The organism is Rhizobium sp. CRRU65, assembly GCF_048551595.1.
Lineage (GTDB): Bacteria > Pseudomonadota > Alphaproteobacteria > Rhizobiales > Rhizobiaceae > Rhizobium > Rhizobium leguminosarum_J.
Genome location: NZ_JBLYZH010000001.1, coordinates 228,261 through 246,822 on the forward strand (window position 1 = coordinate 228,261; position 18,562 = coordinate 246,822).

An 18,562-nucleotide genomic window follows, 5' to 3' on the forward strand; every position below is an offset into this window, starting at 1 on the left:
GAGACCTATGTTTTCAGGAGTAGAACGGCCCGTCAGTGCCGGCGCCGGAGGCAGCACTGTCGTAGGTGAGGATCGGTTGCGGCTGATCGTGGGTGAAGGGCCTCGCCTCGCCGCCGATCGAAAGACCATCGGCGTAGGAGAGGTCGATCGCCGGGCCGCCCGGCGGCGTCAGAGAGAGACGCCGAAGCCCGGGATCGAAGGAAACCGTCGTCTGGCCCAGGCGTTCGACGAACGCCTTGAAGGCATCGTCGTTGCCGCATCCGACGATACCAGCCCAGCCGCAAAGCTGCCCGTAGGAGCGCGCCTCGCGGCCGGCGGTCGGGCCGTCGGTGATCAGCTCCAGGCCGTTCGACGCCCAGAGGGCGGAAAATCCCCGGCCCGATCGCGCGATGAGCCACTTGTCTTCGATGATGAGATCGTCCAGCCCGTCGCGGCCGATATAGGCGTGCGTCCATGCGTGGCGTGCGTCGCTTGTGTCCTCGATCAGGAGGGCAACGTCGCGATGCTGGGCAACGCGCGGCAGGATGCCGTTGCCGGCCCAATAGGACGGCCTTTGATTGCCCCAGGGGTCGTCCTCGCCGGGATGGTTGACCCACAGCCTCGCCATCGGATGGCCGGCCAGCCGGATGTCGAGCACATGCTGCTGGTGCCCCTTCTGGCCGGTCTTGTGATCGACGACCGTCGAAAGCTGCGCCGCCTCGTTCTTGAACAGCACGAGTTTTCCGCTCTCGAGGCCCTGGCTGTAGCGCGCCTCGACGCTTCTTGATCGGGTGAGCGGCGCAAGTTCGGCCAGATCGGCGGGCGGCTCATAGCTGCCGGCGCAGAACATGGTCAATGCCGCCACACCATTGTTCAGCCAGCCGGTTCCGAAGGCGACCTGGGCGAAGGGCGCAAGCTCGGTCAGCGGGCCGGCGCGCAACTCCTTGTCGTAGGCACGGCCCTGCGATCCGGCCGGAACGCCTGCGAGCGTGTGAAGGGCGATCATGCGGAAGATGAGATCGATCTGGGCGCGGGCGCGCTGGGCAACGGCCGCCTCAGCCCAGCGCTCCAGCGCCAGCAGGCCGATGAAATCGATCGGGTAATAGGCCGCCGAGTTCCACTCCGCCAACCCATGGGCTTCGACGCTGTCGAACCAGCGGCCGAGCCGCTCGCCGGCAAGTTCCGCCTGCTGCCGCCCCGTGCGGCCCGAGGCCGAAAACACCTCGTCGGGCAAAAGAAGTCCGGCCAGCAGCTGGCTGGTATGAAAGCAGAGCACATGGTTCTCGCTCCAGAACCACATCGCGTCGTTGCCCGGCTCGTCGACCCAGTAACGGTAGGAGCGGGCGGAATGCCGGATGCGAGCGATCACTGCATCGGGCATCCGGTCGGCATAGGCGCCGAGCAGCCACAAGAGCGGCACCATGATGAAATCCGAGCAATCCTCCCGCGCATCGATGGAGGCGAGCGTCGCCTCGATGATGCGGTCGAAGCTTTCCTGGTCGTGGTGACCGGTTTCCATCATCGCAATGAGGCGCCCGACGCGGTTCGCGCCGAAGCGGGCGCTGTATTCCAGCGCCTGCCGCTTGCGGGCGGCGAGCGACGCCTCGGCCGACAACGGCGAAATGCTGCTCATGAAAGCGGCATCGATGACGCGCGTGACCGAGCCCGTGCCGGAGCCGATCGTCATGTGGACGCCGTGATAACCGTCCGGAATGCCGCAGATATCGTCGGCCGTTAGGCTGCTCTGATGGGCCTTGAGCGTCAATCGGGAATGCGCGAGAACGGGCCGCTCGTGACCATGACCGACGACCTTGATCTCTACCGGCAGATCGCGTTCGGGCGCTGTGCCGAAGATGATCTCCAGCGGCTGATTGACGAAGACGTCGCGAGCCGGACGGACGCCGCGAGCAAGGGCTTCCAGCTCGCGGACCTCATCCTGATCCAACGATACGGGCAGCAGCACGCAGAGCGGCTCCTCGTCCAGCATCTCGAGCTCGAAGAACCACGTCGTGTCACGCTCGGCCAAGTCTTCGGTATGGACGAGGATCTGGTTGTCGCCGGCGTCCAGCGCCAGCCTTATGTCGGTTGCGCTCTCGGTGTTGCGCTTGAAGGGTTCGAAGCGCACCGCCTCCTGTCCGTTGACCCATATGCGAACGCCGCCGCAGGTCTTCAGTCTGAGATTGAGCGTTCGCGCGGTCTCCGTTCTGAACGTGCCCTTCAGCCATCGCCTGAGATGCGTCGGTACGTGCCAGAAGCCGGTGAACTCGACGCGACGGTTCGAGCCGGGAAGATTGAGGCTTTCGGTCGGCCAGGCGGTGTCGGGCAATAGCGGCCGCCCGACCATGGTCGACCAAAAGGCCTTGCGGCAGGGCAGATCTCCGACATCGACGAAACCGTTGATGAAACGATAGTTTACGCGATCTTCGGCCGGCGCGGGCTCGCCGGGAAAATAGCTGGCGATGAGGCCGGAAACGGCCCATGCCGTGATCGTCTGGCCCGTGGCCACACTGTATGCTGGCGCCATCTCGCCCGGCTGCTTGATGCATTCCGTTTTCACAGACCGCCTCCTCCGCAATCCTATGAAAATATTTTCATTAGGTTATTTGTGCGCGCCATTTTTGAAAAATGCCCAAAAACATCGCTATTGCCGCAGAAAATAGCTTGACGCAACGAATGTCAAGTATATGAAATTGATTTATCGATGGCTGAGGCCGCGATTGATGAAAATGTTTTCATGGGAGGATGAAAATGAAAACCTATCTCTCAGGGGCCGTCGCACTGGCGTTGGCAACCGTTTCTTTCGCATGGGCCGGCGCGGCCATGGCGCAAACCAAGACAATCACCTTTCTGTTCACCGACGACGACCAGGCTTACGTCGAGCGCATGGAAGCGCTCAGCAAGGAATTCGAGACGGCGAATCCCGACGTCAAGGTCAACTTCGTCTCTTCGGGCTATGATGCGGTCGCCAAGCAGCTGCCGGTGCAGCTTGCCGTCGGCGAGGGCCCTGACATCGCCAAGATCACCGACTGGCAGCTTGCGCCCTATTACCTCGACATGCGTCCCTACATGAAGGACCCGGATGGCTTCGCCAAGCTGCACGGCGACAGCCTGAACACGCTCCGCTTCCCCGGCGTCAACGATCCGCAGTCGATCAACGGCTATATCGCCTCGCAGACCTTCAACCTGCCCTTCGTCAACAAGACGCTGTTCGAACAGGCCGGCGAACCGCTTCCCAAGCCCACCGCCACGCTGAAGGATATCGTCGAAGCCTCGGCGCGCGTCGCCAAGGCGACCGGCGCTCAGATCCCCTTCACGATGGACCGCTCGGGCCACCGCTTTTCCGGCGCGGCATTCTCCTACGGTTCGAACTACGTCAAGGACGGCAAGTTCTTCTTCCCCGACGATGCCGCCAAGCGCTACGTCACGGATCTCTACGGTTGGACGAAGGACGGCTCCTTCCCGAAGGAAATGTGGGGTGCTGCCGGGGGAACCCAGTACAAGAACATGGGTGACGAGTTCGTCAACGGCAACGTCGTGACCTATCTCGCCGGCAACTGGATGGTCAATCCGTTCCAGAAGAAGATCGGCGACGCCTTCGACTGGACGGCGATCAGCGCGCCCTGCGGCGATGCCGGCTGCTATGCGATGCCCGGTGGCACCGCGATCGTTGGCTTCAAGCGCACCAAGTCTCCCGAGGCCGTGGCCGCGTTCATCGAGTTCCTCGGCTCTGAAAAGGTCCAGCGTGAAATCGCTGAAAATTACGTCGTCCTGACGGGCGCCGACATCAAGGACCCGCAATACAAGCTTGAGAGCAAGAATGCCAAGGAGGCGATGGCCGTCTTCCTCGGAAGCCGCAATAGCGTGCCGCAGGCAGCCCGGGACCTGGAACGTCTCAAGGGATCCTCCGCCATCTATCAGCTCATCGTCCAGAGGATGAGCCAGCTGATCGTCGGCGAGCTTTCCCTCGACGAGACCTTCAAGGCGATGAATGCCGACGTCGACAAGGTCAACCAGGCGCTCGCCGCCAAGTAACCGGTCACGCGTTGTCCCGCAAAATGCGCGCACGCAGCAGCCACGGCCTCGCAACAGGGCCGTGGCTTTTTCGTTTTTTCTCGAACACTTCGATGCGTTTCGAATTGTCGATGGCCTGAACGACGTTACGTTTCCTACTGCATAATTCCTTCCGGAATTGGCTTAGCGATAAAATTATCGCGGCAATTCAAAATGTTACAGCGTCCTTTGAGCGTCTAAAATGACGCGCGGCGCTGTAATGGAAAGGCAGCGTCATGAATTCAATCGAACAAAACTCCAGGGCTTACGCACAGTTGAAGCCGGCCTCTCTCGCCATTCTCTGCCTCGGCGTGATCGTGGCGCAGGTCGATACATCGGTCGTTAATCTGGCGGTTCAGCCAATCGGACTCGATCTCAAAGCCTCCGTCACCGAGCTGCAATGGGTCGTCGACGCCTACAATCTCGTTTACGCAGCACTTCTCATCAGCGGCGGCTTGTTCGCCGATCTTTACGGCCGACGTCTGATGTTCGTGATCGGCTGCGCTGTCTTGGCGCTGGCGAGCCTTGGCTGCGCATTCGCCTCGACCATCGCGATCCTCATCGCCGCGAGAGCCTTGACCGGCTTCGGCTCCGCCCTCCTGCTGCCCGCTTCGCTTTCGCTGATCCGGGTCATCTACCGGGATGAGAAGGTCCGTGCCCGAGCGCTCGGGATCTGGGCCGGCTGCAATGGAATGTCGCTTGCGATCGGCCCAAGCCTCGGCGGCTTCCTCATCCGTGATTTCGGCTGGCGATCCGTCTTCTTCGTCGTCATCCCCATCGCGCTGATCGCGGCGGCGGCGGCACGGTTTTTCGTTCCGGAAAGCGCCGATCGGCAAGGCCGGTCCTTCGACATGCCGGGTCAGTTGCTGGGGATAGCATCCCTCACCGTTCTTACCCTCACGGCGATCGAATCATTGCATCTGCCGCCTTTGTGGACGGCCCTCCTGGCCATCGCCGGCGCCCTGCTTCTGCTGCTCTTCATCATCGTCGAAAAGCGCCTGGAGCAGACGGCTCTGGTTCCGATCTCGATGTTTTCGGGCAGGCAGTTTCGCGGTGCGATGGCCGGAACGGCGGCAATGACGTTCGGCATGTATGGCACGCTCTTTCTCTTTCCACTCGCCTCCCTCAGCCTTCGACGCCTGGCCTCGGTGGAGGTCGGGCTGTCTCTGCTGCCAATGGCCATCAGCTTCATCGCGATCTCACCCTTCTCCGGTTCGATCTCGGAGCGCCTGGGGAAGAAACGCACCATATCGGCGGGACTGGCGCTGATGGGTTTGGGCAACCTTCTGCTCGGCTCATCCTTTCTGGCCGATTGGTTCATTGCCGAAGAGGTCGGATTGTTGCTGACCGGGGTCGGGATGGGCATGGCGACGGGGCCTCTGACGGCGGTCGCGGTTTCAACCGTGGCGGCCGATCGCGCCGGCACGGCGAGCGCCCTGATCAATGTTGCCCGCATGGTCGGGGCGACGATAGGCGTCGCCTTACTGGGAGCGATCTTCGCCTTTTTGGGAGAAGCAGAAACGGCCTTCATCGTCGCGATGTCGGTCGGCGGCAGCACGCAACTGCTTGGAAGCCTCGCTGCCTGGCGCTTGCTCTGAACGGTCAGGCACGATCACGCATATGCGGCGGAACGGCGGCGATGTCCTTCGTCAGCGCAACGAAATTCCGCACGATGGAGAGTTTCAGATCACGCCGGTAAGCGATGCAGAGCGGCAAGGGTGAAAGTTGGCCGGGAGCGAGCGCGCGATAGGCAATGGCCTCCGGATGGAGGACCTGCATGGAGGTTGGAACGATCGTGACGCCGCGACCGCCGGCAACGAGGTTGATCGCTGCGACGATGCGATAGACTTCGTCGACGATCGCAGGCGTCACGCCTGCACGATCGAGGGACTGCAAGATACGCTCGAATATGCCTGGGCCGTCGGGTCGCCGGTAAACGACCACGTCCTGCCCCTCCAGCATTTTCAGCGTGATCGGACCGAGGCGTTCATCCGCAAGGGGATGACCAAGAGGGATGGCGACGATCATGTCCTCTTCGGAAAGCACCGTGCTCGCCAGATCCGGAAATCGATTTGCGTCGATGTGCAGCAACGCTGCATCGATACGGCCCTCCTGCAAGGCGAGAATGAGTTCGTAGGTCTCGCTTTCTTCGACGGCGATTTTCACGAGCGGATAGGAAAGACGGAACTGCTGCAGCAGCTTCGGCGCCAGAACATGCAGCGACGCGGAACTCGTAAAGCCGACGGACAACTGGCCAGCCTCGCCTTTGTGGTAGCGGCGGACATTTTCGACTGCCTGACCGGCGCGCTTCAGAATGTCGCGGGCGTCGGCAAGAAAAACCGCGCCGGCAGCGTTGAGCACGATCTTCTTCGGATGCCGATCAAAGAGGGAAAGGCCAAGCTCGTATTCAAGATCGCGGATCTGCTGACCAAGCGGCGGCTGCTGGATGTTGAGACGCGCGGCAGCTCGCGAGATGCTCCCCTCTTCTGCGACGGCCACGAAATAGCGGAGGTGTCTCAATTCCATCGGCTTCCAACATAAACTTAAAAGGTTCCATGCATGGATTATATAAATATTTTACATACTATAGACGCCGGATTACGACTAGCGCCATCTTGATTGCCAAGGGAGGAAAATCGCATGGCTGGAAGTAAACCGAAAATCGCGATCGTTGGTGCCGGCATGGGTGGTCTCGCCGCCGCGGCGACCCTTCGCCAGGTCGGTATCGACGTGAATGTCTACGAGCAGGCACCGAAATTTGCCCGCATCGGCGCCGGCATCCAGATGCTGCCGAATTCGTCGCGCGTCCTGCGCGGTATCGGCGTTCTCGACAGGCTTCAGAAACTTGCGTTCGAGCCTTATTCTCATCTCAACCGCGTCTGGGATACCGGTGAGATCAAGCGCGAGCTTCCGATGCCGGAAAGCCTTTACGGCGCGCCCTTTCTCTGCATGCACCGGGCCGACCTGCATGAAGCGCTTTATTCCGTGCTGCCGCCGGAGATCGTTCACCTCGGCAAGAAGCTCGTCGGCCTGGATCAGACGAAGGGCGGCGTGACGCTCTCTTTCGCCGACGGCACGAAGGCGGATGCCGATGCGGTGATCGGCGCTGATGGCGTGCATTCGCTGGTTCGCGACATCGTCGTCGGCCCTGACAAACCGATCCACAAGGGCCGGATCGCCTACCGCGCGGTCTTCGACGCGAGCCTGATGAATGGCGGCGAGATCCAGGCGTCCAGAACGAAGTGGTGGGGTGTCGATCGCCACATCGTCATCTACTACACCGCCGCAGACCGCAGCTCGCTCTACTTCGTCACCAGCGTGCCTGAGCCTGCTGACTGGCTGACCTCGGAATCCTGGTCCGCCAAGGGCGACGTGAAGGAATTGCGCACCGCCTATGAAGGCTTCCATCCGGAAGTGCAGATGGTTCTCAATGCATGCCCGGACTGTCACAAGTGGGCAATCCTCGAACGTGAACCTCTGGCGCGCTGGAGCGACGGACGCGTGGTGCTTCTCGGCGACGCCTGCCACCCGATGACGCCCTATATGGCGCAAGGAGCTGCGACCTCGATCGAGGACGCGGCAGTGCTGGCGCGGTGCCTTGCCGGCGTCGACAATGACGACATCGAAGGCGCGTTCCGCCGCTACGAGGCAAACCGCAAGCCGCGCACCTCACGCATCCAGGCGATTTCGAGCGCCAATACCTGGATGTCGGGGGGCAACGAAGACACGTCCTGGCTCTATGGCTACGATGCGTGGAACGTGCCGCTCGTGGGCGAAAACGATATGGCGCATGCCGGATAAGGGAATGTCGATGTCCAACAGTGCAGCAAATGCGCGCGAGACGGCTTCCGGCGTCGCCTATGCGAGAATGTCCGATGGTATCGGCCTTGCTTATAGACGCAGTGGACGGCCGGGTGGGCCGCGCGTCGTTCTGATCCATTCACTGGCGCTCGACGCCAGCGTCTGGGATCGGGTTGTCGGGCGGCTGGAGAATGCGGATATCGTCACGATGGACTGCCGTGGCCATGGCAGGAGCGACAAGCCTACCGGTCCCTACGATGTCGAGCGGTTCGGCGACGATATCGCCGACCTGATGGGAGAACTCGGGTGGAGTGACGTCGTCGTCGCGGGCTGCTCCATGGGCGGTTGCGTGGCGCAGACCTTCGCGGCGCGGCACCCCGAGCTGGTGCGCGCCATGCTGCTGATCGATACCACCGCCTGGTATGGTGCCAACGCGCCCACGGAATGGCGGGCCCGGGCGACAAAGGCTCGCAGCGAAGGGCTGGCATCGATGGCCGAGTTTCAGGCAACGCGCTGGTTCGGCGATCGATTCCGGATGGATCATCCGGCGCAGGTTCAGCATGCCATGTCGGTCTTTACCACCAACGATATCGATGCCTATGCCGCGACCTGCGCCATGCTCGGCGATGCCGATCTGCGCCGGCATCTGGGAGGTTTCCGGTTTCCCGTTTCGGTGGTCGTCGGCGAGGAAGATTACGCCACCCCCGTCGAGACGGCCCGAGATCTCGCTGCGGCCATTCCGGGCGCATCCCTCACCGTCTTGCCCGCCGCGCGGCATCTGACGCCGATCGAATGCCCGGACCAGATCGCCGATGCGATCCGGTCGCTGTTCAGGCGGGCCAACGGCTAACGCCTAATGCCGGCGCTACGAAGGCGCCGGCCATCATCAAGGTGCTGAATCTGGGAGGATAGAATGCACGACAACACAATTACGCTGGCCGCATCCGCGACCGCAGATGGGCTTGAGGCCCGCGATCCGACCCCGGCATCCGACCGCGGTCGCGCCGCTGCGCTGACTGCCCGTTTCGAAGCCATTCCCTTTACACCATGGCACCGCCGGGCGCGGATCGTCATGGGGAGTGCCACGTTTCTCGATGCCTTCGATGCCCTTTCGCTGGCATTCGTCCTTCCGATTCTGATCAAGCTATGGGAGCTTTCTCCGGCCCAGATCGGCTGGATGATCGCCGCCAGCTACATCGGCCAATTGCTCGGCGCCTTGCTCTTCAGCCGTCTTGCCGAAAGTTTCGGCCGCGTACCCATGGCGGCAGCGGCCACAGCGCTGATGTCGGTCATGGGCCTGGCCTGCGCGCTCACCGGCAATTTTCAGATGCTTTTCCTATGCCGCCTGATTCAGGGTATTGGTGTCGGCGGAGAAATGCCGGTCGCCGCCACCTATATCAGCGAGCTTTTGCGGGCGAAGGGACGCGGCCGCTATTTCATGCTGTATGAGATGATCTTTCCGGTCGGGCTGATGATCACCGGCCAGGTTGGGACCTTGCTCGTGCCGATCCTCGGATGGACATCGCTGTTCTTCATCGGCGGCATTCCCGGTCTCGTCATCGCCTATCTGCTTTATCGGCTGCCGGAATCGCCGCGCTGGTTGATCGGCCAGCAACGCCTGGACGAAGCGGAAGCGATCATCCGCCAGGCTGAGGCGAGCGCAAGAAAGGCAAACCTCGACTATCAACAGGAGCCGCAATCGGCGCCTGAAGCGCCGGCTGCAGCGCCCGCCCCCGCACAGGTCGCCCGGCAGCCGAGAAGCCGCTGGAGCGAGCTGCTGTCTCCACGCTTCCGCGCCAGGACGTTGATCGCCTGGGTCCTTTGGGCGAGTTCGTTCTTCGTCGCCAACAGCCTCAACAACTGGATGCCAACACTCTATCACACCGTCTACAAGCTCGAGCTCGGAAGCGCTCTTCGGGCGGCGTCGATGACCAATGTCGCCCAGGTCGCCATCCTTCTGGTTTGCGCTTTCTGCATCGACCGCATCGGTCGAAGAACTTGGGCCATTGTATCCTTCCTGGTCGGCGCGGCACTGTTGACCGCTTTGGCTGCCGGTGGCGCAGGCCAGCTCTGGTCGTTGATCGTGCTGGCAACGCTTGCCTATGGCGTTGTCGGGTCGATCAATGCGGTTTTGTATCTGTACACGCCGGAGATCTATCCGACGCGGATGCGCGCTATCGGAACGGGTCTTGCGACATCATGGCTGCGCATAGCCTCGGCCGTCGGGCCGACCACGGTCGGTTATATGATGGGGACGCAGGGCATCAATTCGGTGTTCATGATGTTCGCGATCGTCGCCGCCATCGGTGCGGTTGCGGCTATCGGAATGATCGAGACCGGGGGACGTCGACTGGAAGAAACCTCATCGTAAGGTCAGCATCACCAGTTCAGCGGGTGACAATCGAGCAATAGGGCAACGATGTCGCGCAAGCCGCCGACATCGTTGCCCTTTATGGTGACATGCGGTTCGGGAGAGGCTATAGGCGTTGTCAGCCTTCGCCGGCTCGCAGGCGCCATGGTCAACTCACACATGCCGGCAACCCGCTTACATCCGGCGATCCAGCGACTGTCTACCGTATAGAGGTGCATTTCCATGCCGATGGGCTCCGAGCATCCGCTGCGAAGGGAACTTCACAACGAGCTCCACGCGCGGCCGTCGCTTTACTTCGATGGCGACACGGATGTGTGGCACGTCGCCATCGTCGGCGAGAATGCCCCTCCTCAGATACCAACTTCCCTGCCGGGACTAGAAGATGTCTCCACGACCCGCGAGGGCAACCACGGCATCGGCCGCATCGGCGACGGCCGGCTGAAGTGGGAGGCGCATACCGAGTTCCTCACCCTGACTTTCGTCGTTCCCGCATCGGCCGAACCCGGCAGCAATCCGCCGGAAGCCTTTCAGGCCTGCTGCCGTCAGATCGACGGGAAGATCATCGCAGCCGTCCGCGTGCTGGTGCGGGACGACAAGGACGGGCAAGGTCCGGAAAAACCGAAGCTCGACTATGTCGCTTCACAAGTCGGCGGCGGCGACGCGGAAGTGCATTCGAACTTCCGGCTGACCGATAGCGGTTTCGTCGAATTCCTGTTCTTCAACCGCAATCTCAACGCCTATCGCACCGGCCGCATGGTCAGGCGTTTCCTGGAGATCGAGACGTACCGGATGATGGCGTTGCTGGCGTTGCCGATGGCACGCGAGACGGTGTCGAAGCTTTTCGTCTTCGACCGGCGCCTCGACCTGCTGATCTCGCATATGCAGAGTGCGGTCAAAGTCGACAAGGCCCTGCTTTCCGAGGTCACCAAGCTCTCGTCGGATGTGCTCAATTTCTCCGCTCTCGCTCGTCACCGCTTCGGCGCGACGAAAGCCTATGCCGAGATCGTCGCAAGCAGATCGTCGGAGCTGCGCGAGGAGCGCGTCGAGCAGCGCCAGCGGATCGGCACCTTCATCGACCGGCGCTTTCAGCCGGCCGTCCGTGCGGTTCACGCCGCCGAACGCCGCCTCGATGAACTGGCCGAACGTGTGAGCCTGGCCGGAGACCTGCTCAGAACCACCGTGCAGGTTCAGCTCGAAGATCAGAACGCCTCACTCCTGACATCAATGGAAGAGCGGGCGCGCATCCAGGTGCATATCCAGCAGGCGGTCGAAGGCTTCTCCGTCATCGCCATCACCTATTACACCGTTGGCCTCGCAAAGATCTGCCTGGAAAGCATCTCCGAACTGGGCGTCGATCCGCACATCGCAAAGCTCGCCGTTCTCGGCGCCATCCCGCTCGTGCTCTTCGCCGTGTGGACGGCAGTTCGCCATGTTCGCAAGAGCATTGCCGGCCACTCTCACGGTCCCGCATCAGAGAGCCATTGAGGCGACGCCGGCCGATGACCGCTCACCGCCGCCCTTTCGCGGCGGCGGCGTTTTCTTGCCTGCATCGGCAGGACGTCAGGATGCCATCGCGTAGTGGCGATGTTCCGATGCCCGGCCGCTACCCGTCCTGAACCGCCGCAGCAGTTCGGCAAGGCTTTCGGTTTCATGTGTCAGGCTCTGCGCGGCCGCCGTGGTCTCTTCGACCATCGCGGCGTTCTGCTGCGTCACCTTGTCCATCTGGTCGCCGGCAGCCGAGACCTCGCGCAGGCTTGTCGCCTGTTCGCGGGCGGCAACGGCGATCTCGGCCACGGTCGCATTCATGGCGGTGACCTGCTCGACGATCTGTTCGAGCGAAAGGCCGGATTCGCCCACCAGCTGGACGCCGGTCTTGACCTGCGCCGAGGATGTAGAGATCAGCTGTTTGATCTCCCTTGCCGCGTTGGCGGAGCGCTGGGCGAGCTCGCGGACTTCCTGGGCGACGACGGCAAAGCCCTTGCCTGCCTCGCCGGCGCGCGCCGCTTCCACGCCCGCATTCAGCGCCAGCAGGTTGGTCTGGAAGGCGATCTCGTCGATGACACTGATGATGTTGCCGATCTTGGACGACGAATTTTGAATTTCCGTCATCGCATCGATGGCGCGAGCAACGATCTCTCCGCCCTTTTCAGCATTGGTGCGGGCGGTTGCCACAACACCCTGGGCGCGGCTTGCGCCCTCCGCCGTTCCATTGACGCCGCGGGTCACTTCACCCAGCGCCGCGACGGTCTCCTCCAGCGAGGCTGCCTGCTGCTCGGTGCGGCGGGCGAGATCGTTGGAGGCGGTGGAGATTTCCGCAAGACCGGAGCGGATGGTGCCGACCGCGCGAATGACGGCGTCAACCGCCTCTTCGAGGCTTGCGACCGAATTGTTGAAATGATCCCGGATCCTGACATAGCGATGGTCGACTTCGCCGACGCGGACCGTGAGGTCGCCCTTCGAGAGTGCGTCCAGCCCGACAGAGATCTGGCGGAAGGCATGCTCCATCACCTGCGCGTCGCTGAGCCGCTCGGCCTCCTGGCGGAGCCGCTCTTCTTCGGCCGCCAGGCGGGCGCGGTCGGCATTGGCTTCCGCAATCAGCTTGGCGCGCCCCGTTTCCTGGAAAACCTTCAGCGAACGCGCCATGGCCCCCAGCTCGTGGCGATGTTCGACGCCCGTTATCACGATCCCTTCCTCGCCGCGGGCAAGCTGCTCCATGGACTGCGCCATGTTGCGCACCGCCGAGGAAATCAGCCGGCCGACGAAATAGGAAAGGACGAGGCCGATGACGATCAGCAGCCCGCTGATAACAAGCGTCGTGCTGGTCGCGGAGGCAACCGTTGCGTCCACCGAACCATCAAGGGTCTTCTGCGCGCCCGTTACCGTCGCCTGCAGATCCTTGAAGCCGCCTGAGATTTTCGGCGCGAGCACGCTGAGCTGCGTCTGGCGGATGTTGCCCGAGGCCTGCAGCACGTCCTTCATGTCGCCGAGACGGGCGGTGTAATTCTGCATCAGCTGGCCGGCGCCCATCAGGCGCTTCTTCTGCAGCTCGTTCTTTGCGGCTTTCGCAGCCGCTTCGTTGAGCGCGACCGCTTCGGCCAGTGCTGCCTGCGCCGTGTCATAGGCTGCAAAATCATCGGAGTGCACGAAGCGTTCGGAGAAATAAAGGCTGCGGTTCAAGGCCTCCAGTGTCGCCGCGGTCATCTGCAGCAGGGCCACATCGTTCTGGCGCCAGGCGCTGCGCACGACATCGTTGAGCGCAATACTGGTCCAGGGGCCGAATTCGGTGACCTTGGAGATCAAGGCATCACGCCTGGCCTGCAGCGCGACGATCTGTTCGAAAGCCTTGCCATAGGTGGCGATGTCCTGGCGGATCGCCGCAAGGCCGGACTGCAGGTCCTTGTTGCCGGCAAAACGCGGGTCGTCGGCGTCGAACGCTTTCACGCCGGCGCGGAAGCGATCGACGACATCCTGCGTCGGCGTGGAGCGGAAGGCTTCCGCCGACATCTGAATCTCGTTCAGCTGGTCGCTGTAGTCCGAGATGGCGAGACTTTGGCCGGCCGTGGCGCGATAGGAAGAGAAGATCGAGGCGAGCCCGTTCATGCCGGAGATCGCGCTGACCGTGAGCAGGCTCATCAACAGGATCAGCGGCACGAAGCCGGAGGTGATCTGTGCGCGAATGCCGAATTTATTCCAGAAATGCAACATCATAATCCTCTTATGCTCACTGGCTCTTCGGCAGATAGGTGGCAATGTTCTCAGGTGTGACGAGTTCGAAGGGAACGTTGTTTTCGCGCGGCACCTTCTCTTTGCGGATCAGCTTGACGGCAGCGTCGACAGCGGCAGCGCCCTGCCCGACGGCGCTCTGGAGAATGGTCACGTCGAGATCGCCGGCGACCATCGCTGCGAGCGCGTCGTCGGTCGCGTCGACGCCGGCGACGACGACATTTTTCATCGGTATGCCGGCCTTCTTCATGGCCCGGATCGCGCCGAGCGCCATCTCGTCATTGTTGGCGATGACCGCGTCGAACTTGACGCCGGCTGACAGCCATTCCTGCATCTGCTGGTCGGCATAATCGCTCGACCAATAGGCCGCCTGCCGCTCGACGATCTGAAGGCCCCTGCAATCCGGGGTGGCAATGACGTCTGATATATCCTGGGTGCGGGCACGCGCGGCGGCGTGGAATGGTTCGCCCATCAGCACGACGACGCGGCCTTTGCCTTTAAGGAGCGCGCAGACCTGCTTGGTCTCCAGCGTTCCGGATTCCTTCTCGTTGGAGGCGACCACCACCTGATTGTCAGGCAGGTCCAGCAGGTTGGAAGGAACGTTGTTGATGTACACCAGTGGAATGCCGGCATCTGCCGCCATCTTGGTCATTTGCGGCCCGAGGTCGCCATCGGAGACGGCAAGGATGATCGCGTCGACCTTGTCGGCAATGAGCTTCTGCACCTGCTGCTTCTGGAGCTCCTTGTCGCCATTGGCATTCTCGGTGACGAGTTTGAGGCCGGATATCGTCTGCCCATGCGAGACAACGCCGTTTAGAAGCGCCGTCCTGAATTTGTCGAGACCGGACATCGAAACCCCGATCGTCTGGGCATGGGCAGCAGAGATCGATATCGCCAAGGCGATGGATGCAAGCGTGGCCGTTTTCATGAATTCCCCTGCACAATTCGGATCTGAAAGGGTTATTTCAAATTTTGGTTAAATTTTACTTTTCGGCCGGAAGAAAAAGGTTAAGCGCCAGGATATGATTGCGGTGGCAATTCGACCAGAAGGTGGAAGGCGCCGAGCGTGATTTTGTCGGTTCCGACAACCCGCTGACCACCACCATCCTGACGGGACATCTGCTGCAGCTCGGCCACAGACGGATCGGCTTCATCTCCGGGCCGAGCGGCCTGCACACTGCCGACGAGCGTCTGAATGGTTTCATGAACACGATGGCCGGCGCCGGTGTGGACATCGATCCTTCGCTGGTCGTCGAAGGCGGCTACACCAGAACCGGCGGCCATGCGCAGGCGATGCGCCTCTTGACCCGCCGCGACCGACCGACCGCCATCATCGGCGCCAACAACATGACGGGCCTCGCAGCGCTGCAGGTGATGCAGGAGATGGGTTTCCGCTGCCCTGACGACGTGTCGCTGGCGATGGTCGACGACGTGCCCTGGAGCAATGTCATCACGCCTCGCATCACCATGGTGGTGCAGGATGCGCAGAAGCTCGGCGAGCTGGCGGCACAGCGTCTGCTGGCAAGAATAGCAAGCCCGGAGGGCGCCGCAGCACCGCCGCAAGACTTCATCCTGACGCCGAGATTCGTCCGCGGGGAGTCGACCAGGCGGTTGTGAGTGCTTCTACCTGTCCTCACGCGTATGCCAAAGGCGCAAGACATAGATCATCGACTGCTGGATTTCATAGCGCAGCTCGTAACGGCCGACGAGAATACGGCGGACCTCTCGAGGATCGAACTCCTCGAGCCGCTCGCCGAGGCGCGGCTGCTCAAGCAGCCGTGCAGGCGCTGCCGTCAGTGCCCGCACGGTTCGGACCGCCGCTTGCCGGTCGACCGGAGTGAGAAAGTCGTACAAGCGGGAGACGTCCGAGACCGCTTTGCTCGTCCACTTGATCTCCATCACCGAGGCAAAGAGATCGGCTCGTCGCTATCGAGGCTATCGGCCCAGGCTTGAACAGACTGGTGCTCGATAACGTTACCATCATCGACGTCGGCCAACGCCTCGAGCGTCAAACGCCGGCGCTCCTCCTCCTGGTCGATCCATGCCATGAGAGCCTGCTTGACGATCCAGCCACGCGAACGTTCGAGCCGCGACGCGAGTTGATCGACCTTTTGCGCAAGCGGTAGCGGAACATGAGCAGTCAGAACCTTGGTCTCCATCGAAAACTCCTCGTCAATCATTTCTAATCGTAGCGATTAATTTTGATTATATCCAGTCGCATGTACATGGCGAAGTAAAGTCGCGGCATGGCAGTAAGCTAACGCAGCATCGAGAGTTTTGAGAGAAAGCGCAGTGCCGAATTTTCGTCGGATCGCAAAAACAGTCAAGGAACAAAGCGCAGGCGCCGCTCGTCCATTGAAAGACCATCAAATTTGTCATACATGTGTGATGAATCGCAAATTTCGGGTGCCGTGAGTTTGGGCGGCATTCGGATCAGAGCCGAGGCGGGGTCAGGCGTGGCTATGCAGATGAAGGATCGCAGCAAAGGCTCCGGGTCGCTGGTCACACAGGTCGGCGAAAGCCTCCGGCAAGCCATATTGAGCGGCCAGTATTCCGTCGGCGACAAGCTTCCGAGTGAACATGAGTTGACCGAAACACATGGCGTCAGCCGGACGGTCGTGCGCGAGGCCGTGGCCGCACTTCGCTCCGACGGACTTGTCGAGGTGCGCCAGGGGGCTGGGATTTTCGTACTCGGCGCTGATCCGGCGCTCTCCGCGCGGAAAGTCGACAAAGCCCGCGTCGCCTCCGATCTTGAGGTACTTGAGATCAGAACACCTGTCGAAATCGAGGCGGCAGGCCTCGCAGCCTTGCGCCGCTCGCCTGCGCAGGAGGAGGCGATATTCGAATGTCATCGGAAAATCCTCCAATGCATCGAGAGCGACCAATCCATTCGCGATGCGGATCTGGAGCTCCATGCCGCAATCGCCGAAGCCACGAACAATCCGCTGTTCAGGCAGTTCCTGGAGTCCCAGGGTTCGGCGATCATCCCGCAGTCGAGACTCGTTCCGGAAACGAGGACGGCCGAACAGACGGCCTATCGAAAGCTGATCCACAGGGAGCACGAGGCAATCGTCGTCGCCATCTCGGACAGAGACGATGAGGCCGCCCGCAACGCCATGCGCGAGCATCTGGTCGGCAGCCAGGCCAGGTATCGCAACCTGCTGAGAGATCTGCGAAGCTTTACGAGCTGACATCTGATCCAAGAGCTCACACGTTCCAGCCGATCATCAGATGACCATGACGGCCGCGGACAAGTCGTCTCACGATTTTCATGTTGGAGCGGCTACCGAAAAGGCTGAACGCTGCCGATGGAAGGGACAGCGCATCCGGCTTAAGAAATGCAGGCGCGCTCATTGCTCCCGCGCTCTGCGACGGGTGGTGCATGGGCGGGATGGGACGGGCTGCCTGCCCGTCCGCGACTGAAAGCTAGTTGAAAGCTTCGACGTCATAGGAAGGAGCGGCATCGTGGAGGAGACACGGTCAAGGTGGCGAGACGACGATGCCAGCCAAACACAGGAGGAGATTTCCATGCGTTCTTCACGCAGCCTTTTTCACACCGTCGCTTTTTCGACGCTTCTCGCCGCAGCATCTTTCACTACCAGCGCCGCACATGCGACCGACAAGATCACCATCATGGTCGGCGGTTATGAGAAGCAGATCTATCTGCCCGCCAAGCTTGCCGAATCGCTCGGATACTTCAAGGACGAGGGTCTCGACGTGGAGCTGCTGAACGAAGCTGCCGGCGTCGATGCCGAAAACCAGCTTCTGGCGGGCGCCGTCCAGGGTGTCGTCGGCTTCTACGACCATTGCGTGGATCTGCAGGCCAAAGGCAAATTCGTCGAATCCATCGTCCAGTTCAGCCAGGCGCCGGGCGAGGTCGAGATGGTCTCGAGCAAGTATCCTGACATCAAGTCGCCGGCCGATTTCAAGGGCAAGAGCCTCGGCGTCACCGGTCTCGGCTCGTCCACCAATTTCCTGACCCTCTTCATGGCCTCGAAGGCCGGCCTCAAGCCCGGTGATGTCGTGACAATTCCAGTCGGCGCCGGCGGCACCTTCATCGCCGCCATGCAACAGGATCAGATCCAGGCCGGCATGACGACCGAGCCGACGATTTCGCGCATGATCAAGACCGGCGAGGCGAGCGTGCTCGTCGATATGCGCACGGTCGAGGCGACCCGTCAGGCGCTCGGCGGCACCTATCCGGCCGCCTCGCTCTACCTGGAAACCTCCTGGGTCGACGCGCACAAGGAAGAGGCACAGAAGCTCGCCAACGCCTTCGTCAAGACGCTGCGCTACATCAACACGCATTCAGCCGCCGAGATCGCGGACAAGATGCCGAAGGACTTCTACGTCGGCGACAAGGACGGCTACATCAAGGCTCTCGACGAGGGCAAGGGCATGTTCACACCGGATGGCGTCATGCCGGAAGACGGTCCGAAAACCGTGCTTGCCGTGCTCTCTGAGTTCTCCAAGAACGTCAAGGGCAAGCAGATCGACCTTGCCAAGACCTACACGACGGAATTCGTCAAGAACGTCAAGTAAGGCGTCGCGTCGCTTCCGGTCCCAACCGGAAGCGACCCTCCCGATCGATCCATGGGCATTGCGTGCACGCGCCCAAAGCACGCCTCAGGTATCATC

Annotated in this window: 15 protein-coding genes and 1 pseudogene; 9 read left to right on the forward strand and 7 right to left on the reverse strand. The window is 61.7% G+C overall.

The window, feature by feature from the left end:
• Positions 1-13: 13 nt before the first annotated feature.
• Positions 14-2,536: a hypothetical protein gene (locus ACM5SV_RS01045; RefSeq protein ID WP_128406873.1), complete on the reverse strand. Its 2,523-nt coding sequence runs from the start codon at positions 2,534-2,536 to the stop codon at positions 14-16.
• A 191-nt stretch (positions 2,537-2,727) separates the two neighbouring features.
• Here ACM5SV_RS01045 and ACM5SV_RS01050 point away from each other — a divergent pair, with 191 nt between their 5' ends.
• Both ACM5SV_RS01050 and ACM5SV_RS01055 read left to right on the forward strand, forming a co-directional pair.
• A complete protein-coding gene (locus tag ACM5SV_RS01050) occupies positions 2,728-4,011 on the forward strand; it encodes an ABC transporter substrate-binding protein (protein WP_012755437.1) in 1,284 nt (427 codons plus the stop codon).
• A gap of 254 nt (positions 4,012-4,265) precedes the next feature.
• On the forward strand, positions 4,266-5,627 hold the full coding sequence (locus ACM5SV_RS01055; RefSeq protein WP_017996352.1) for an MFS transporter: 1,362 nt from the start codon (positions 4,266-4,268) through the stop codon (positions 5,625-5,627).
• A 4-nt stretch (positions 5,628-5,631) separates the two neighbouring features.
• Here the strand turns inward: ACM5SV_RS01055 and ACM5SV_RS01060 are convergent, their stop codons facing one another.
• Positions 5,632-6,555, reverse strand: coding sequence for a LysR family transcriptional regulator (locus ACM5SV_RS01060; protein WP_012755435.1), 924 nt, complete (start codon positions 6,553-6,555; stop codon positions 5,632-5,634).
• 114 nt (positions 6,556-6,669) lie between these two features.
• Between ACM5SV_RS01060 and ACM5SV_RS01065 the strand changes: the two genes are divergently transcribed.
• From ACM5SV_RS01065 to ACM5SV_RS01075, 3 genes are all read left to right on the forward strand, one after another.
• Positions 6,670-7,830, forward strand: a complete 1,161-nt coding sequence (locus ACM5SV_RS01065; protein WP_419424910.1) for an FAD-dependent monooxygenase — start codon at positions 6,670-6,672, stop codon at positions 7,828-7,830.
• A 4-nt stretch (positions 7,831-7,834) separates the two neighbouring features.
• The gene (locus ACM5SV_RS01070) at positions 7,835-8,680 is read left to right on the forward strand and encodes an alpha/beta fold hydrolase (RefSeq protein WP_419424911.1); all 846 of its coding nucleotides are present in this window, start codon (positions 7,835-7,837) and stop codon (positions 8,678-8,680) included.
• Between the two features lie 63 nt (positions 8,681-8,743).
• On the forward strand, positions 8,744-10,201 hold the full coding sequence (locus tag ACM5SV_RS01075; RefSeq protein ID WP_419424912.1) for an MFS transporter: 1,458 nt from the start codon (positions 8,744-8,746) through the stop codon (positions 10,199-10,201).
• A gap of 8 nt (positions 10,202-10,209) precedes the next feature.
• On the opposite strand, the gene ACM5SV_RS01080 is transcribed toward ACM5SV_RS01075, so the two are convergent.
• Positions 10,210-10,425 carry a hypothetical protein gene (locus ACM5SV_RS01080; RefSeq protein ID WP_128406870.1) on the reverse strand — a complete coding sequence of 72 codons (216 nt, stop codon included), beginning with the start codon at positions 10,423-10,425 and terminating at the stop codon, positions 10,210-10,212.
• Between ACM5SV_RS01080 and ACM5SV_RS01085 the strand changes: the two genes are divergently transcribed.
• Positions 10,424-11,686, forward strand: coding sequence for a DUF3422 domain-containing protein (locus tag ACM5SV_RS01085; protein WP_128406869.1), 1,263 nt, complete (start codon positions 10,424-10,426; stop codon positions 11,684-11,686). The two genes, ACM5SV_RS01080 and ACM5SV_RS01085, sit on opposite strands and share 2 nt — an antisense overlap.
• A 75-nt stretch (positions 11,687-11,761) precedes the next feature.
• On the opposite strand, the gene ACM5SV_RS01090 is transcribed toward ACM5SV_RS01085, so the two are convergent.
• Together ACM5SV_RS01090 and ACM5SV_RS01095 are read right to left on the reverse strand one after the other, a co-directional pair.
• Complete coding sequence (locus ACM5SV_RS01090; protein ID WP_012755430.1) at positions 11,762-13,906, reverse strand: methyl-accepting chemotaxis protein; 2,145 nt, start codon at positions 13,904-13,906, stop codon at positions 11,762-11,764.
• A gap of 16 nt (positions 13,907-13,922) precedes the next feature.
• Complete coding sequence (locus ACM5SV_RS01095) at positions 13,923-14,852, reverse strand: substrate-binding domain-containing protein (protein WP_012755429.1); 930 nt, start codon at positions 14,850-14,852, stop codon at positions 13,923-13,925.
• Between the two features lie 110 nt (positions 14,853-14,962).
• Here ACM5SV_RS01095 and ACM5SV_RS01100 point away from each other — a divergent pair.
• Positions 14,963-15,541 (forward strand): annotated as a pseudogene (locus tag ACM5SV_RS01100) (substrate-binding domain-containing protein); the annotation flags it as partial.
• A 6-nt stretch (positions 15,542-15,547) separates the two neighbouring features.
• On the opposite strand, the gene ACM5SV_RS01105 reads toward ACM5SV_RS01100, so the two are convergent.
• The gene (locus ACM5SV_RS01105) at positions 15,548-15,823 is read right to left on the reverse strand and encodes a type II toxin-antitoxin system RelE/ParE family toxin (RefSeq protein ID WP_012755427.1); all 276 of its coding nucleotides are present in this window, start codon (positions 15,821-15,823) and stop codon (positions 15,548-15,550) included.
• On the reverse strand, positions 15,823-16,083 hold the full coding sequence (locus ACM5SV_RS01110) for a CopG family ribbon-helix-helix protein (protein ID WP_012755426.1): 261 nt from the start codon (positions 16,081-16,083) through the stop codon (positions 15,823-15,825). Before ACM5SV_RS01110 ends, ACM5SV_RS01105 begins: the two co-directional genes overlap by 1 nt.
• A gap of 303 nt (positions 16,084-16,386) precedes the next feature.
• On the opposite strand from ACM5SV_RS01110, the gene ACM5SV_RS01115 reads away from it, so the two are divergent.
• Entirely contained in the window at positions 16,387-17,115 is a 729-nt protein-coding gene (locus tag ACM5SV_RS01115) for a FadR/GntR family transcriptional regulator (RefSeq protein ID WP_206615938.1), read from the forward strand.
• Between the two features lie 337 nt (positions 17,116-17,452).
• The gene (locus ACM5SV_RS01120) at positions 17,453-18,466 is read left to right on the forward strand and encodes an ABC transporter substrate-binding protein (RefSeq protein ID WP_012755424.1); all 1,014 of its coding nucleotides are present in this window, start codon (positions 17,453-17,455) and stop codon (positions 18,464-18,466) included.
• Positions 18,467-18,562 lie beyond the last annotated feature (96 nt).

Bases quoted from the DNA above. Each gene is read 5' to 3' on its own strand.
- ACM5SV_RS01050 (WP_012755437.1), top strand. From the start codon at position 2,728: ATGAAAACCTATCTCTCAGGGGCCGTCGCACTGGCGTTGGCAACCGTT.
- ACM5SV_RS01055 (WP_017996352.1), top strand. From the start codon at position 4,266: ATGAATTCAATCGAACAAAACTCCAGGGCTTACGCACAGTTGAAGCCG.
- ACM5SV_RS01060 (WP_012755435.1), bottom strand. From the start codon at position 6,555: ATGGAATTGAGACACCTCCGCTATTTCGTGGCCGTCGCAGAAGAGGGG.
- ACM5SV_RS01065 (WP_419424910.1), top strand. From the start codon at position 6,670: ATGGCTGGAAGTAAACCGAAAATCGCGATCGTTGGTGCCGGCATGGGT.
- ACM5SV_RS01070 (WP_419424911.1), top strand. From the start codon at position 7,835: ATGTCGATGTCCAACAGTGCAGCAAATGCGCGCGAGACGGCTTCCGGC.
- ACM5SV_RS01075 (WP_419424912.1), top strand. From the start codon at position 8,744: ATGCACGACAACACAATTACGCTGGCCGCATCCGCGACCGCAGATGGG.
- ACM5SV_RS01085 (WP_128406869.1), top strand. From the start codon at position 10,424: ATGCCGATGGGCTCCGAGCATCCGCTGCGAAGGGAACTTCACAACGAG.
- ACM5SV_RS01080 (WP_128406870.1), bottom strand. From the start codon at position 10,425: ATGGAAATGCACCTCTATACGGTAGACAGTCGCTGGATCGCCGGATGT.
- ACM5SV_RS01090 (WP_012755430.1), bottom strand. From the start codon at position 13,906: ATGTTGCATTTCTGGAATAAATTCGGCATTCGCGCACAGATCACCTCC.
- ACM5SV_RS01095 (WP_012755429.1), bottom strand. From the start codon at position 14,852: ATGAAAACGGCCACGCTTGCATCCATCGCCTTGGCGATATCGATCTCT.
- ACM5SV_RS01105 (WP_012755427.1), bottom strand. From the start codon at position 15,823: ATGGAGATCAAGTGGACGAGCAAAGCGGTCTCGGACGTCTCCCGCTTG.
- ACM5SV_RS01110 (WP_012755426.1), bottom strand. From the start codon at position 16,083: ATGGAGACCAAGGTTCTGACTGCTCATGTTCCGCTACCGCTTGCGCAA.
- ACM5SV_RS01115 (WP_206615938.1), top strand. From the start codon at position 16,387: ATGCAGATGAAGGATCGCAGCAAAGGCTCCGGGTCGCTGGTCACACAG.
- ACM5SV_RS01120 (WP_012755424.1), top strand. From the start codon at position 17,453: ATGCGTTCTTCACGCAGCCTTTTTCACACCGTCGCTTTTTCGACGCTT.